This window comes from Rhodococcus sp. BP-261 (assembly GCF_019835205.1).
GTDB lineage: Bacteria > Actinomycetota > Actinomycetes > Mycobacteriales > Mycobacteriaceae > Rhodococcoides > Rhodococcoides kyotonensis_B.
Genome location: NZ_JABUCO010000036.1, coordinates 22,150 through 37,076, shown reverse-complemented (window position 1 = coordinate 37,076; position 14,927 = coordinate 22,150). Strand labels below are relative to the sequence as shown.

Sequence of the window (14,927 nt, the reverse complement as noted above, 5' to 3'; positions counted from 1 at the left end):
CCCTCGCCGAAAGCGTCAACGCGAGCTACAAGACCGAGCTGATCCGCCGGCGTGGACCGTGGCGAACGGTCGACGACGTCGAGTTCGCGACGCTCGAATACGTGTGGTGGTACAACCATCAGCGTCTACACGAAGCGCTCGGCTACATGCCCCCGGCTGAATACGAGACCACCCTGATCGACATCTCACAACCCAGCGAGTCGGCCACCCCGGCCCTCGTAACCGCATACGAACAAAACCTGGGGTACTTCAACGTTCGGCAAGAACGTCGGCATGGAAGTGGTCACTTGTGAACCGAGAGATACCGCCCTCGACCACGATGTCTCCTGCACTCAAAATTTTACTGAGCTCGGCGATGACGGCGTGAGTCGGGTCTCCTGCGGGCACCATGACCCACACCACTCTGGTCCCCTCTCCAAGGGCAGAGACCGCCTCCGCGAGGGTCGCGGAATCGCTGACCTCGGCGCGATGATCGAAGCCGATCACCTCATGGCCCGAGCTCCGAAGCCGATCGCGCATTCCGAATCCCATCTTCCCCAAACCTATTACCGCAACACGCATCTCGAATAGAACTCCATTTCCACTGCGCTATTTGTCCCAGCAATGCTCACCACATTCGGAGCTACTGTCACCTCTCCCTTCTGATGGCCACATCTCTCAACTCGGCGGAGTGTATTGCGAACCAGCGGCAAGCAGACTCAGATCCAGAACGAGGTACAGCCCTCGCTCGAAGCGACGTTCTATGGCACCTGTCATCACGGGAGATCTGACTTGAGTACTGAATACGCGCTCAGAGGGGCACCTGCACGCCTCGACGCTTCGTTGCAGACCAGTATCGCGAAACCGGCCACGCCACCAGCCGCCATGACGGTAGAGCAGTCCACGCTCGTGATCTTCGGCATCACCGGTGACCTCGCTCGGCGCAAACTGCTCCCCGCGATCTACGACCTGGCATGCAGGAAACTACTTCCCGATGGCTTCGCCGTCGTCGGCTTCGCGCGCCACGCAACCCAAGGCGTTCTCGAGACACTACGCGGGGCCATCACCGATAGCGCTCGACAAGATTTCAACGAAGACGTGTGGAGCTGGCTCACCGACCGGCTGCACCTGATCGAAGGATCCTTCGACAATCTCGACGACTTTCACCGTTTGAAGTCCGCGCTCGACAAGATCGCCATCCGAACCGGCACTGACAACTGCAGCTTCTACATGTCCATCGCTCCAACATATTTCGAGCTTGTCTGCCGCCAACTGTACAGAGTCGGGCTGACTCGAACGGCGGCCGGCTGGCGCCGGTTGGTGGTGGAGAAGCCTTTCGGCCGAAATCTCGTCACAGCCACCGCGCTCGAGCAGACCATCGCCGCGACGTTCGACAATGATTCGGTGTACCGCGTGGACCACTACCTCGGCAAGGAGACGGTGCAGAACATCCTGGCGCTCCGCTTCGCCAACGGTTTGTTCGAACCACTGTGGAACAACCGGCACATCGACCATATCCAGATCACTATGGCCGAAGACATCGGCGTGGCCGGACGAGCCGGATACTACGACGGCGTCGGCGCAGCACGAGATGTCATCCAAAACCATCTGCTTCAACTGCTCGCGTTGATCGCAATGGAGGAACCGCTCGAGCTCACCCCGAGCGCCATCGCATCCGAAAAAGCCAAAGTGCTCGGTGCCGCGTCCGCCACGGCTCCCTTCGCGCAGACAACCGTACGCGGGCAATACACTCGCGGCGTCGACCTCGATGGACACCTGATCCCAGCGCTGGTCGACGAAGACGGATTCGATTCACGATCGACCACCGAAACCTACGCGGCCATCACCGTCGGCATCGCCAATCGTCGATGGGCAGGGGTTCCGTTCTATCTCAAAGCCGGCAAACGGCTTCCGACTCGATCTACCGAAATTGCAGTGACGTTCTCCGTGCCTGCGCATCGCCTATCCGGTTTCACACCGGCAGACCAAGCCGGCAACGTACTCGTGTTCCGGGTACAACCGAACGACGGAATCACGCTGCAAATCAACGCCAAACGACCCGGCGACGGGATGGCACTCGGACCGGTGGAGCTGGAGCTGGCTTACCCCCCCACCTACGACGCGGCGAACCGTGATGCCTACGAGCGGCTCATCCTCGATGTCCTCCGCGGTGATGCCACGCTCTTTCCCACCCGACGAGAGGTCGAACTCTCCTGGGCAGTAATCGACCCTGTCACCGAATTCTGGTCGACCGGTGGCAGTCCCGAGCCCTACCCGGCAGGATCACCGGGCCCCGAATCGGCAGAGGCCATGCTGGCGCACTCGGGCCGGTACTGGCGCTCGATGATCTGATAAACCCAACCCTGGGGCGCGAAGCCACCGAGCTTACATGTGCTGAAGCGCCATTTTAGGGCCGAAACATTCACATAACGAATTCTGCCCCGGCGCTACGCACGGTAGCGGCGGGGCAGAACTCTGTGACAATGTTGTCAGTTGGTCAGAGCGTCCTTGAGGGCCTTTGCCGCAGCCGCGGGATCCCCGGCACTGTAAATCGCACCGCCCGCGACGGCGACATCGGCGCCCGCGTCACGCACTGCCTCGATGGTGTCGATCTTGACTCCGCCTGCGATGGAGAAGGCCACGCCGGCGATCTTGCCGTCGTCGAGCAGGGTCTGGATCGAGTAGCCGGCCTGCGCCTGCTCATCGAGACCGGCATGGAGCTCGACGAACGCCACACCCAATTTGGACAGCTCGCGTGCACGCTCCACGCGGTCCGCGACACCGATGAGGTCGGCAACGACCTTCTTCCCGTGCTTCTGCCCTGCCTCGACCGCGCCCTTCACCGTCGCATCACCGGCAGATCCGAGCACGGTGACGATGTCCGCGCCTGCACTGAAGGCGATATCGGCTTCGAGGAAGCCAGCGTCGGCGGTCTTGAGATCGGCGAAAACTTCTTTGTCCGGGTGCGCTGCCTTGATCGCGCTGATCGCACGCAACCCCTCGCTTTTGATCAACGGGGTTCCGAGTTCAATGATGTCGACGTACGGAGCGACCTTGTTGGTCAGCGCGAGGGCATCGGCGGTTGTGAGTAGATCGACGGCAACTTGCAGCTTGGTCATGGGGTTGTTTCCTTCGGTCGTAGAACTGGTGTGGTGGGGGTGGTGCGAATCTGTATCCGTGGTGCGATCAACCGATGTTGGCGTGACGCGACCACAGGTTTTCTGCGCTCTGCTCGCGACTGCTCCACATGGAGTGGAACAGCGCATCGAAAGCGAGGAGGACCGATTGCTCGAACAGGCTTCCGGCGTACTGCGCGGTGATGGCGTTTCCGTGGTCCTGCTTGTCCGCCGCTGGCACGACGAGAACCCGTGCGGCAAGTTCGGCGAGTGGTGATTGGGGCGCGGTGGTGACGGCGACGACTGTCGCGCCGACGTTGTTCGCCGTTTCCGCAGCGGCGACCGCAATGGCGGTCGTACCGGAGCCGGATACTGCGACCACGACGTCACCGGCACCGACAGCGGGCGCGGTGACCTCGCCGGCGACATGCACCTGAAGTCCCAGGTGCATCAGTCGCATTGCTGCCATCTGTGCAGCGAGCCCGCTGCGACCGCTCCCGATGACGAACACCGCCCGAGCATCGGAAATCAAGAGCGCTGCCGAGTCCCACTCGGCTACGTCGACAGCCGCCAGGACCTGCTTGTTCTCCGCGATCAGTACATCCCGAGCGGACGCGAAACCGTGGCCGACCGTTGTGATAGGCGACGTCATATGCTCTCCTTTCCTCGAATTGAATCCAGGGACCAGCTTGCCGCCGTACTGAATCGAATGAACTCCGCCGAACGGATAGTCCCAACTACCCGTTCGACCACATCGCCGGTCATCGCATCTCGTTAAGCTGCAGTGGTGACCCGCTTCGCAGAAACCCGCGAGATCGAACTCGGGGCGATCGACGCCCTGACAACTCTCCGCAGCGTGCTCACCGGACCACTGACCGAGATCGCGGAACGCTTCTCAGCATGGTCAGCAAGCAAGTTTCCGCATACCGCGTTGATCATCTTCACCCGAGAATGCACAGGGCGCCCGCGGAAGGTCAGCGGAGATACAACGATCGTCAGCCATGTAACGATTCACGAACTCGACGACATCAAACAGCAGATCAGCGATCACACCAGCTCCACTCTGGATGCGCCGATGATGCTCGGCGGCGCGCGTCGCCGCGTCATCGCCCTGCTCGATGACACCACCGAGACGCTCTTGGTGCTCGTACCCAGGCCAACCACCCCCGAATTTGCCGCAGGTTCGGAGATTGGTGCCGCGTTCGGCATCGTCGCGACCTCGATCCGCCACCAGGTCGTCCAAGCCAGTCCGGCTTATCTCGCGGAGTCGCTGGCCGCGTCCAGCGAACGTGCACGTGCAATTTCCGAGATGACCGATGCCCACGCGAGCACTCTCACCTCGCTGCTGGCCACCCTGCGATCAGCAGACCTCGACCACCGACGAGCGCGCGACACCGCCGCCAACACCGCATCCGCAGCCCTGATCAACCTCCGAGCCGCAGAGGACGCAGATCGTGAACTCTCGCAAGAGGCAGTCACCACAGCATTCGCGCGCCTCCGCGGCGAACTCACGCCCCTACTTGACCAACCCTCGACTACCGTCGAATACGTCGACCCGCCAGCAGACGGCCGACCGGTACCAGGGGAGGTCGCTCGGGCCGCGCGTGCAGTCGTACGCACCGTCGCACTGGCCTACATCGCCCAATGCGCCCATCAGCGAATTCGCATCGCATGGGACTGCGACGGAACCCACCTCCTGTTGGAGGTACGCAACGATGCACAGCAAAGCGTGGACACAGACACTCTCGCGCAACAACTGTCGGGCCGAATCCACACCTTGCGCGGAACGATCTCGTTCGAATCCGTGCCCGGCTGGGGATCACGAGTGACCATCACCATTCCACTCGATCCACCCGCCCCGCGTGCCGACGAACAATTACTTGCCCACCTCAACCCCCGCGAGGTCGACGTGCTCGGCTACCTCGCCATCGGCAAACGCAACAAAGACATAGCCTCCGCCCTCAACATCGGAGAGAGCACCGTCAAATTCCACGTCGCGAGCATCCTCAAGAAACTCGATGTCAGCAGCCGGGGAGAAGCAGGTGCACTCGGGCTCGACGCCGGCGTCCGAGCTGTATAAAGACCATGACGGTGATGCACCCCATTTCTGAAACGCTTCCGCAGCTGAGATCTGTTGTGTCGTCGGCGGGGCAGCTTCATCGAACCGCGGAACCTGACATTAATTCGAACGACCCCGAGACAATTAGGCGGTCGTCCTGCTGGTCGACGGACTCGGCGCCGACCTACTGGCGCGGCACGCCAAATTTCGCTTGTCCTCCCACGGATGACGGCTGCGCTGAAATTTCAACTGCGCGACCCCGCCGATAAGCGGTTCTTAAGTCAGGTGCGCCGGTTCCACGGGAAACCACCTACCCGTGACCAACCCGCGGACGAGTGTGCTCCGTCCGAGCAATTATGGGCGGTACGGCGGCTCGCGGCTTATTTACACCGACGCCGTCCAAGAGGTCGAGGGTGCGCTGCAGAAGCTCTTCAATCCTGTCCTCGACATCGTCGACGAGATCGGGGACATCCGCCATGGCCACATGCGCCCGGCGGCGCGCCTGCACGCCGCGTTCGTAGTAGTCAGGATCTAGATCGGCCGAAACTGGCTTGGCTACGTGCGCTTCGATGGAGTCCTGGGTGTTCTCGTCGTCGTCGATGCGTTGGCGGGCGGGTCGACGTGATTTGCGTCGAGGTGGTGCGTCGGTGAGATAGGCATGGACAATTGTGGCAACCGCTTCCGACGTCATCGGGTGGGGTGGGAACGGCATGTGTCCCCACTGATCGATCGGAACCGCTACCGGGCCGGGTCGCTTCGGCCATTCCCCCATGTCCGGAAACGTGCTGCGCTGCAATTGTTCTGCCAACAGAGTCGTGGAGGGGTAGCGGTCGGAGAACTGGAGTACGTCCGACCATCGGGCCCACAGCTGCGCGGGTGAGCTCGTATGCGTCGAGCGAGCGGGGATTCGGATGCGGTGACGGTCTCCGATCCACACATCTTGTCCGTCGACCTCGACGTCGGTGCGGTCGAGGTCGACGATCGCTTGATAGGACAACCCGGCGCCGGCGAGCAGTAACAGGATCGCATCGCGGCACCCGAACAGCGCCTCGTTCGTACCCCCCGCGGGTAGTGCTTCAGCGATCGCGTGGAGGCAATCAGCTCGGCGAGTGATCCGTTGTGCCCGAACGGAGTCGAGTGCGACACGGATCGATGTCGTTCGGCCCGGTGGGACGTGGCCGGCGTCGAGGTGGTGGCGGTTGATCGCCGAAACACGCCGTCGCTGGACGGTGTCCCCGGCTGGATTGTCGCCGAGGAACTCGGCCAGCACTGCTGGAGTGGCTGGGAGTGGGGCGAATTCGGCTGCGTCGCACCAGTCGACGAACAGCGTCCAATCGTAGCCGTACTGCGCGGTCGGACGTGTCGGTGCCCACCGCGGTAACGCTACCGGCCGCAACCGACATGACTGGCAAGGATCCCCGGCGCACCGGGTCTGACCGCTCCCGTCTCGACCGGCGGTGCGTCGAGCTCGGGAACGAGCAGGTCTGAGCGGAGGAGGAACGAATACGCACCGGGTCCCGTGCACTTGGTTCTGCACCAACGCCAGCCCGTCGTCGCGCACGTTGACCACGACAGGGTGTGCTCATGCGGTGACCCGGCACCGATCGCCAATGTTCGTACGGCATCTAACCTTGGCCGGCCTGCACTTACACCACCGCGCGTAAGCGCCCCTACCGCACCGTCTAGGGAGGAGCTGACCGCAGTTCGATGCGGTGCGCATCTACTGGTCGACGGCTCGGGTAGCGAGCCACTGAAAGTGGTGTCTCGGTCCGTCCTCGGACTCGCGTTCGCGATCCCTACGGACAGTGCGAGACGCACCGATCGATGCATGCGGCATCTACCCCGGTTCTACAGATCGTTACAACCGGCCACCCAGGACTGGATAGCCGCTCAACGCTACGACCCGTGAGCCAAAATGACGAGGCTTCAAGTTCCAAGCGAGGAGACCATCGAAAGTGTGATTCAAATCACCTGCGACGGACGTTTGTTTCGATGGAGTTGTCGCGACTAACTTCCGAACTGCTTTGCACCTCGAAGTGAAGGGACCTCCGCGATGGCAATTATGCAGGCGGCAACCACCGACACTGATGAGTGCGCACCACAGCCATTGTTTCGAAGCTGGTCGGGGACTCGGCACCGGTGGTCGCACCATGATCGCGGAGACAATGGTGTCGGACGTCGCCGGGAAGGGCGACTGTGATGTCCCAGGCCACCCGCCAGCGAGCGAATGACCGGCCCCGAGTATTGAGGTGACCGTATCCGTCCACGTCGTCACCTCTGACGCGCGGGCGAGATGCCCAGAGCTGTTATCGCGCTGCAATTTTGGAGCACCACCGCTGGGGAACGTTCTGGTTCGGACAGTCGGTCCTGAAGCTGCATGAAACGTTCGAGGCGCGTGCTCCTCTACCGGTTTGATCCACAACATTACGGCAGTGGCCGAGAAGGAAGTGTCATCGATACCGCGTTGGACGGCGCCCACGCAGGCACCCGCATCCTGCTCCAGCTAACGCGCCGCGAGGCGTTCGCCTATCGATCAACCGATGAGCCAACCGTAGGGGCCGTACTCAGCAAATCATCGCGCGGTAGATCGAGATCGGCCGCGCGTTGGCCGGTTCGGTGATTTCGTCTTTGTCTCGTATCGAAAGAAGGCTTCAGCAATGGTTATGCATTATCCGCATGCACGGAGTGGGGCGAGGACGCGGCGTTCGCGTTTCGACACCCGTACCGCGATGGTGGTCGTCAGCGCCTCCGGTGCGGTACCCCTGTTGGCGATAGCGCTGATGTCCCCGACGTTTTTAAGGCCGAACGCTTTTCCGGCTCTGATCGTCGTTCTGTCGTTCACGGCGGTGACGGTTGCGTTCGCTATTGTGGTGCGGCGTCTGACCGAAACCCAGTTCGCTGTACTGGGATTCGGCGGCATGGCCGGTGTCGCGGTGAGCGCATATCTGATCGCCGACCCCGGCGGAATGCGGGCCGTGACATCGATGCTGGCGGTGGTACCCGCTATCGCCGCCTCGGGATCCCCGCCACGGATGACCGCCCTGTTGACTGCCAGCTCGGTGTCGATGGCCACCGCATTGACAATCGCCGGGTTGATGTCGTCGGGTTGGGCAGTAACCGCCGTCGCGGTCGGTGCCGCCATCACCGCGGTCGTGGTGCCGGTTGCACTCATCACCGCACTACGTCGCACCCTACACATCGTCAACCGCCGGCTCGAGATGTTGGCGTGCACGGATCCGTTGACCGGACTGCTCAATCGCCGCGGACTCCTCGACCGCGCACACGCTGCTCGACAGAGCCGCTACGCAGCATGAGCGGGTGTCGGCTTTGGTCGTCGATATCGACCTGTTCAAAACCGTCAACGACACGTACGGCCACACTGCGGGCGACCAGACACTGGCCTCGGTCGCGCGCGCGTTGACCCGAGCCGCCCGTGACGACCCGGCGCCGGACGCGATGATCGCCAGGACCGGCGGTGAAGAATTCCTGATCATGACTGCGCATCGGCCCGCCGAGGACCTGCCCGAACGGGTACTTCACCAGGTGCGATCGGACTGCACGGTCACTGTCAGCATCGGATCGGTCACCGTCGACCTCCGACCACCGTGCGCACCCGCGCCAACGGATGCTTGTAGTCGCCCGCTCACGGCCAGGCGAACAGTCGAGGCAGTATTGGATGAGATCGTGCACGCCGCAGATAGCGCACTGTACGAGGCGAAACGCAGCGGCCGCGACCGCGCATGCCACGCTGGGAACCTCACCCCCACCTGGCCGACCAGCGGTGCACAAGGCGAACACGGTGGCGACTGACCTCAAGGATGCCGTCGGTCGCACCCCGTCGATGCATCCCCACATGCCGGCGGAACCCCCACATCAGTCGAGGTCTACTGTGGCGCGGACACCCGTGTTGTCGGAACCGCGCCGAGTGTGCGTCGACACTGCCAAGCGGTGCAGCCCCCACGATGACTACAAACCTCCACAATGACCGCACGCTGCAACTGCGTCCCGATCGACGTGGCTGAACAGATGGGCAGATCCACCCGGCAAGCCTGGGCGGCCGCGCGCGCCCGGTATGCGAGGCAGCAGCCCACGTGGTGCTCCACGACGGCATCGACACGCTATCGCCGTCCACGGTTGCCGCCCGCGCCGAGGAGAGGACAGGCCGGGTAGTGCGATTGTTCAGCAATCAAATCGGGCTCGCTGCTGGTGTTCGCCTCACCGGCCACGCACGCATCGAAGCCGTGTGCGGGGGTTGTCGCAGTAGCGACGATGCCGGTGTCGCCGCGCTGGCTGAGTGCGTGACGCGCTCGTGGATCAGGCAGCCACCGACCCCGTCGTCCGGGCGCTACTGGAGCTCGACGCTGCCGGCTTCACGACCGAATCCGAATCACGTCCCGTCTATCGTGTGTGGCGGCGACACATTCTCGAACTTTTGACCGCCGATTTGGGTCCAGCACAGGCGACCGCCCCCTCGACACACGCACACATCGCGGAGATAGTCGATGTGATCGTCGACGCGCTCGCCGGGTTCACCACCCCGCGCGGCGTACCGAACGCATCATCCACCCGGCTCGATCACGTGCACCTTCTGCTGACAGCCGTGCTACCTGGGCTGTGTACCAGCGCCGACCACACCCACCGCCTGCAGCAGTCCTGCTCCGTCTTCGCCGGACGCACAGCACCGGCTTCGGTTATGCCACGGGCCCAGGTTCTGCCGCCGACGTGGACACTGTCGTCGAATCCCTGACCAGTCATGCAGTCACGCAGTCACCTGGACCTTCGAACATCTCCCCCATCGGTGCGCCGCCGTGGCGCCTATTCGCTTCTGCCGCAAGGTCACCGACAGTGGTTCTGTACGCACGGCGACCGTATGAATACTTCGTTTGTCGCGGACGGCTCTGACGAACCAATGACCCTGTGGCTCGATGTAGCCGTCGCGTCGATACCGCGTGTACTACCTCGCCGACACTCAGAGTTTGGATGCAGACGGCAACGACCACTGCGGACGCGACCACCATCGAGATCAGAACCGGATACACCAATTTGAGCTCGTCGTCGTCAGCGAACACCAAAGTCCCCGATTCCAAGGCAATAGCCAACCGGCGCGGGGTGGCCCAGCCCCGCCCCAGACCACGGTGTGCGGCGCTCTGATCACCGAAATCGTCGACGTCCTCCCCGACACAGGCGCTGCAGAACCCCGCCGCAGTTGTACAGTGTCACCAACCCGGCGACCCTTGGCGGAGCGCTCGTTGTCCTCGGTCATAACTCATTAGACCCAGATGCAGTGTCCAGCGCGGGACCGAGGCAGCCGGTCAGCCCGGTACCGAATAGCGCCCAGCGATTTCGGCAGACAATTCGCGGTGCGGCGACCGAAATTGTGGTGTCATTGCATTCTGCGGTCACGGCGACAACAGCAGAGGCTGATTCCCGACGAGGCGCGGAATTCAACCGTCACGCAACCCGAACACCCCTGATCAATGCGTCGTCGGATTCGGCGATTCGCACGGACACGGACGCTGTCCATAGCGTGGGAACAAGCCCGGCGACCGGGCTGCATGGGTTCTAGGGGCTTGTTCTCACCCGATAGCGGCCCCATCAGGGGCGTCTACCAGGTCAGGCTGATGCGCGGTTGGGTGCGCCGCTAATGCGATGCCGCGGCGAGTGAGCATCCCACGACGTTCATGGCGAACGCACCGGAGCAGGGGGTTTACGCCTCGGTGCGCTCTGACGCCGCGAGCACGGGGGGATGGACTCGATCGGCGCCTGAACCAGACTCTAACCCCGATCTACGCGTTGGGAATCAGCATCGTGCATATTCACTCTCAGCGGTCGATGCAGCGTGCCTGTGCCATTCCCACGCCTGCTCCGAGGGACTAAGTCCGCGAGATCGCGGTCGACGCCGATTGGGTCCGGTAGCGGGCAGCTGCATCCGGTGTCATCATCGCCGCGACCACGGTATCGACGCATTCGTCGAGGCGGGCCCGCAGGGCGATCGGGTCATCGCTGAGGTGGGCGAACAGGCATCCACCGGCCACCATGCTCGCTATCGCGTGCACGAACCGTACCGGGTCGAACGGTGCAGCAAAGCATCCGTCCGAGGCGGCCGAGTCCGCGAGTTCGACAGCGACGTTCTCCCAGCCGCGACTCGCCCGAGCGGCGGGATCGGATGGGAAGTCCGGGTCGACGCCCAGACGTAGTTCGGCGAGCAGAACAGGCTCGCCCATAGCGGCGGTGGTGATGTCATCGAGCAGGCCGGTGAGTGCGTCGATCGGATGTACTGCGTCGGTGCGCCAGGGCTCGGCGAGTTCGGTGTACCGGCGGGACGCCTCGACTGTGACAGCCTGACCGATGGCATCTTTGGATTGGAAATGAAAATACATCGCGCCTTTGGTGCGTCCGCCCGATGCCAGGATGGTGTTCACCGATGCGGCGGCGTACCCGCGGCGCGCGAATTCCAGTGCGGCCGCGTCGACAAGTGCGACGCGAGTAACGCGGGCACGTTCCTGCTGGGCCCGCCTCTTCTCGGCTCTGTCCGGCGGCATCGTCATCATAATTCCCTACAGCGAAGTACCCCCTGGCTCGAAGCATACCGGTGCCTCGAACAAAGTTTGATCGGAGCTGAGAACGCCCGAACTTCGCTGCGGTCGAATACCTCCGGAACGCATCTACTGGCAGTACCGCCCTGTGTTCTCATCCGAGCGCATCCCCGTGCGGCGCGCTACTCCCTTCCTCCTCTCAGCGAGGCCTATGTTCACCGGTGGTGCGCTTCGCCGCCGACCAGTAGGCGCACCAGGTCCGTTTGACACTCCCCGGCTGATCGACGAGCCCAGTGAAACGGATCCGCTTTCGTCGTCGACGCTGTGATGTTCGAAGCACCTTCTACCCAGCTCAAGTGCTGGCTGGATCAGGACAATGGTCTAGAGACACCTTCGAACAGGCTGTGGAATCTCGGCGCGGCGGCGGCAACGCCGGTCCGAGTCAGCCAACGCGCACAAGAATTACTGCGTCTAAGGGAGTGTCGACATAGATGGGTCGCGTAGCTTGGTAATGCCTCTGCACGAGGCTCATGGGGGGTTTGAGTGCCGGCTCGTTCGTCTCCACGTAGCGACACCGAATTCTCGACGAGGGGGTAGGCGGATCTACCATGCTGATCCATCGCGGCCGCGCCCCGGCAGCCCCTCGTGCATGTCTCTCACGATAGGACGGATGCAGCTCATGTGAGCGGGCTGACCGCATCCTTCGGAAACTCGGTTACTTCGATGCCGACGCGGGACAGGACGGAGAAGAAGTCGGTGAAGGCCGGCATGTTTTCGGCATCTGCATTCGCAGCGTTCGCAGCATCGAGTGTTTCGTAGATCCAGACGTCGAGATAGGTTCCGTCGGAACGTCTCCCGACGAACGGCACGGACATCAGCGCGGGGTGGGCGGCCTTGACCTCGGCGATGGCGGCAGTGCGGCGTGCAATAAAGTCCGCTTCGTCGGTGGTGATGGTGTAAGTGACCAGTTCGGCGCAGTACATCATGTTGAGTGTCCTTCTTAAAATGAGATTGATGGAATTACGCGAGTGCTTGCAGTACGCGGTTACTGACTTTCATGGCGCTTTCGATGGCACCGTCGATGAAGCCAGCCCAGCCTTCGGCATAGTCGCTGCCGGCCAGGTGAACGTGTCCGAACGCTGAATCTGCTGCAGCCCGGACACCTTCGAGCTGGTTGGGTCGCAGCATTGGCCAGGTTTGACCCGACAGTGGATCTGCAACCCAGTCATGTCCATCGACAGAGAGGACTTCGATCTCGGGAATCCACAGCCGCAACGCATTCTGGACCGCTTTGCGATCGGTGACGTCGATTCGTGTGTTATCGGCGCCGAAGGCCACAATCAGACTGTCGCCGTCGACGGAGTATTCGTACTGAAAGAAGTTTAATGGACAGCTCGTCGGCCCGAGGGCGGCCACTCGTCCGATGTCGCCTTTGATGCGTGCCCAAACCTTGACTCCGGTGGAAGCTTGACCTTCTGCGGCGATCGACGCAATGTCGCGCGGTAGTTCCGGCGCGAAGTCGATGGCGCCAAGGACATTGAGGGGAAGAGTGACGATGACTTCCCGGACGGTGACGGCCGAACCGTCGGTGAGAGTAACCTTTACTTGATCACCGGCGTGGTCGATGCGGCTGACAGGTGAGTTCAGTCGGATGTCCGCGGTGGACTGTGCCGCGATTGCATCGAGCAGCGATTTGGTTCCGTCTTGGAGTTTGTAGGTGGCGCATGCTTCGAATAGCAGCGTCCAGTTTCCGGCGGTCAGCGCGGCCCATCGAAGAGCCTGGGTGTAGGCACCGTTGGCGGGATATCCGCTGAAGTTCAGCCCCCACATTCCCTCGACCAACGCCCTCTGTTCGTCGTCGAGGTCGAGTTCCGAGATCTTGTTCGCGATCGAGATATGGTCGAGCGCTCTAAGTTCGTCGCTGACAGGGGCGAACTTGAAGGGGTGTGGGAGGAGTTCGGCTGCACGGTAGATTGTCTGAGACATGCCAGCGTCGAGAAGCTCGAAGAGGCGTTCGGCCGGGCCGGTGCGGATCTCGTCATGAACCTTCCACAATCCACGTTCGGGAACCGGGCTCGATACCAGAGGAAGGCCGTAGCGGGCGATCTCGGCCCATATGTGCGGCTGGGTCCAGTGCACCCACGTCCCGCCGATCTCAAGGTTCAGTCCCAAATCACTGGGGCGCGTCCAGGTTCGCCCTCCGAGCCGATCACGTGCCTCGAGTAGTAATACCGAGGCGCCGCGTTGGGTCAGTTCTCGTGCGGCCGTGACTCCGGCGAAGCCTCCGCCGACAATCACTGCGTCGTAATCGATCGCTGTCATTCAACTGCGCTTTCTGTCGACTAATCGGTAAAAGAGGAAATTCGCCTGTTTCACTGCATGGTGGTGCGCCCTGAGGCGCACGGCGGACGCTGGGCGACGGCGAGAATCGGGCGTTCAGTGGACGGTAACGGTAGCCACCGTACGGAACTGGACGTTTGGACAGTTGTGACTGCTGCCACATAGTTTGCACCCATGACTCAAATTGGTCAAGTGGATAGATTGCGCCGATTGCAAAAAGATGCGCCAATTGAGTCATGACGAATCCCGACACGCCGCTGCGGCGTGTGAGCCCTCGATACGGCGAGGGCCGCAGCGCTCTACTTGCTGCGGCCGTGCACGTCGTCGCCGAACGAGGTCTGCGCCGGCTGACCTACCGAGAAGTTGCGCGGCAAGCCGGTGTCGCGCACGGTTTGGTCGCTCATCATTTCGGGAGCGGTGAGTCTTTGCTGGAAGCGGCGCTGGAGTTCTCGCTTCACAACAGCGTGACTGCCATCAGCAGTCGCCCAGGAAGCGGCGACATAGACGCGTTGCTGGAGGGTCTGTCCTCGATGATCGACGCTAATCCGCACGATCAGGCGTTTCAGTACGAGCTGATGCTCGAATCGCGCCGCACGCCGGGATTAACGGTCCACGTAAGGGCCATCTACGACGCCTACATCGAGGCTCTTCGCTGTGAACTGTCCGCTGCCGGAGTCGATCCGGACCCCGCACTATGCCATCTGGTGTATTCGGCGGCCGATGGTCTCGTGTTCCACCAGATCACTCTGGGTAATCCGGCGTTGATGGATCGATCAATCGACCATCTGCGCGCACTGCTTGAACTCAGTCGAAACAACCGCGGGTGACGAGGTCCGGCTTGTTGGTGCAATCCTCATCACCAGGTCTGTAAAGCTAAATCGCACATCAAGGTCCGCA

13 protein-coding genes and 1 pseudogene are annotated in these 14,927 nt (G+C 62.3%); 7 read left to right on the top strand and 7 right to left on the bottom strand.

Going from position 1 to position 14,927, the window contains the following annotated elements:
* Positions 1-167 (top strand): annotated as a pseudogene (locus tag HQ354_RS25800) (integrase core domain-containing protein); the annotation flags it as partial.
* Positions 168-249: 82 nt separating this feature from the next.
* Here the strand turns inward: HQ354_RS25800 and HQ354_RS26050 are convergent.
* A complete protein-coding gene (locus HQ354_RS26050; protein WP_374107354.1) occupies positions 250-561 on the bottom strand; it encodes an NAD(P)-binding domain-containing protein in 312 nt (103 codons plus the stop codon).
* Between the two features lie 210 nt (positions 562-771).
* Here HQ354_RS26050 and zwf point away from each other — a divergent pair, with 210 nt between their 5' ends.
* Complete coding sequence (gene zwf / locus HQ354_RS24185) at positions 772-2,331, top strand: glucose-6-phosphate dehydrogenase (protein WP_222635805.1); 1,560 nt, start codon at positions 772-774, stop codon at positions 2,329-2,331.
* Between the two features lie 137 nt (positions 2,332-2,468).
* Here the strand turns inward: zwf and hxlA are convergent, their stop codons facing one another.
* A complete protein-coding gene (hxlA, locus tag HQ354_RS24180; RefSeq protein ID WP_222635804.1) occupies positions 2,469-3,098 on the bottom strand; it encodes a 3-hexulose-6-phosphate synthase in 630 nt (209 codons plus the stop codon).
* 67 nt (positions 3,099-3,165) lie between these two features.
* Positions 3,166-3,747 (bottom strand): 6-phospho-3-hexuloisomerase, encoded by a 582-nt coding sequence (gene hxlB, locus HQ354_RS24175; protein ID WP_222635803.1) that lies wholly within the window; start codon positions 3,745-3,747, stop codon positions 3,166-3,168.
* 135 nt (positions 3,748-3,882) lie between these two features.
* Between hxlB and HQ354_RS24170 the strand changes: the two genes are divergently transcribed.
* Entirely contained in the window at positions 3,883-5,175 is a 1,293-nt protein-coding gene (locus tag HQ354_RS24170; RefSeq protein ID WP_308115288.1) for a LuxR C-terminal-related transcriptional regulator, read from the top strand.
* Positions 5,176-5,464: 289 nt separating this feature from the next.
* Here HQ354_RS24170 and HQ354_RS24165 read toward each other — a convergent pair whose 3' ends face one another.
* Positions 5,465-6,424 (bottom strand): hypothetical protein, encoded by a 960-nt coding sequence (locus tag HQ354_RS24165; RefSeq protein WP_222635802.1) that lies wholly within the window; start codon positions 6,422-6,424, stop codon positions 5,465-5,467.
* A gap of 1,459 nt (positions 6,425-7,883) precedes the next feature.
* Between HQ354_RS24165 and HQ354_RS25795 the strand changes: the two genes are divergently transcribed.
* From HQ354_RS25795 to HQ354_RS24155, 3 genes are all read left to right on the top strand, one after another.
* Complete coding sequence (locus HQ354_RS25795) at positions 7,884-8,468, top strand: GGDEF domain-containing protein (protein WP_261769149.1); 585 nt, start codon at positions 7,884-7,886, stop codon at positions 8,466-8,468.
* Between the two features lie 4 nt (positions 8,469-8,472).
* Complete coding sequence (locus HQ354_RS25790) at positions 8,473-8,964, top strand: GGDEF domain-containing protein (RefSeq protein ID WP_308115289.1); 492 nt, start codon at positions 8,473-8,475, stop codon at positions 8,962-8,964.
* 484 nt (positions 8,965-9,448) lie between these two features.
* Positions 9,449-9,901, top strand: a complete 453-nt coding sequence (locus tag HQ354_RS24155; RefSeq protein WP_222635801.1) for a hypothetical protein — start codon at positions 9,449-9,451, stop codon at positions 9,899-9,901.
* Positions 9,902-11,027: 1,126 nt separating this feature from the next.
* Here HQ354_RS24155 and HQ354_RS24150 read toward each other — a convergent pair.
* The 3 genes from HQ354_RS24150 to HQ354_RS24140 form a co-directional block, all read right to left on the bottom strand.
* Complete coding sequence (locus tag HQ354_RS24150) at positions 11,028-11,696, bottom strand: TetR/AcrR family transcriptional regulator (protein ID WP_222635800.1); 669 nt, start codon at positions 11,694-11,696, stop codon at positions 11,028-11,030.
* Between the two features lie 671 nt (positions 11,697-12,367).
* On the bottom strand, positions 12,368-12,676 hold the full coding sequence (locus HQ354_RS24145; RefSeq protein ID WP_222635799.1) for a hypothetical protein: 309 nt from the start codon (positions 12,674-12,676) through the stop codon (positions 12,368-12,370).
* Positions 12,677-12,710: 34 nt separating this feature from the next.
* Positions 12,711-14,012: an NAD(P)/FAD-dependent oxidoreductase gene (locus HQ354_RS24140; RefSeq protein WP_222635798.1), complete on the bottom strand. Its 1,302-nt coding sequence runs from the start codon at positions 14,010-14,012 to the stop codon at positions 12,711-12,713.
* Positions 14,013-14,266: 254 nt separating this feature from the next.
* Here HQ354_RS24140 and HQ354_RS24135 point away from each other — a divergent pair, with 254 nt between their 5' ends.
* On the top strand, positions 14,267-14,857 hold the full coding sequence (locus HQ354_RS24135; RefSeq protein WP_222635797.1) for a TetR/AcrR family transcriptional regulator: 591 nt from the start codon (positions 14,267-14,269) through the stop codon (positions 14,855-14,857).
* The last annotated feature ends 70 nt before the right edge of the window (positions 14,858-14,927 follow it).

Coding starts and splice junctions, on each gene's coding strand:
- HQ354_RS26050 (WP_374107354.1), bottom strand. CDS start 561: ATGCGTGTTGCGGTAATAGGTTTGGGGAAGATGGGATTCGGAATGCGC.
- hxlA (WP_222635804.1), bottom strand. CDS start 3,098: ATGACCAAGCTGCAAGTTGCCGTCGATCTACTCACAACCGCCGATGCC.
- hxlB (WP_222635803.1), bottom strand. CDS start 3,747: ATGACGTCGCCTATCACAACGGTCGGCCACGGTTTCGCGTCCGCTCGG.
- HQ354_RS25795 (WP_261769149.1), top strand. CDS start 7,884: ATGGTGGTCGTCAGCGCCTCCGGTGCGGTACCCCTGTTGGCGATAGCG.
- HQ354_RS24150 (WP_222635800.1), bottom strand. CDS start 11,696: ATGCCGCCGGACAGAGCCGAGAAGAGGCGGGCCCAGCAGGAACGTGCC.
- HQ354_RS24145 (WP_222635799.1), bottom strand. CDS start 12,676: ATGATGTACTGCGCCGAACTGGTCACTTACACCATCACCACCGACGAA.
- HQ354_RS24140 (WP_222635798.1), bottom strand. CDS start 14,012: ATGACAGCGATCGATTACGACGCAGTGATTGTCGGCGGAGGCTTCGCC.
- HQ354_RS24135 (WP_222635797.1), top strand. CDS start 14,267: ATGACGAATCCCGACACGCCGCTGCGGCGTGTGAGCCCTCGATACGGC.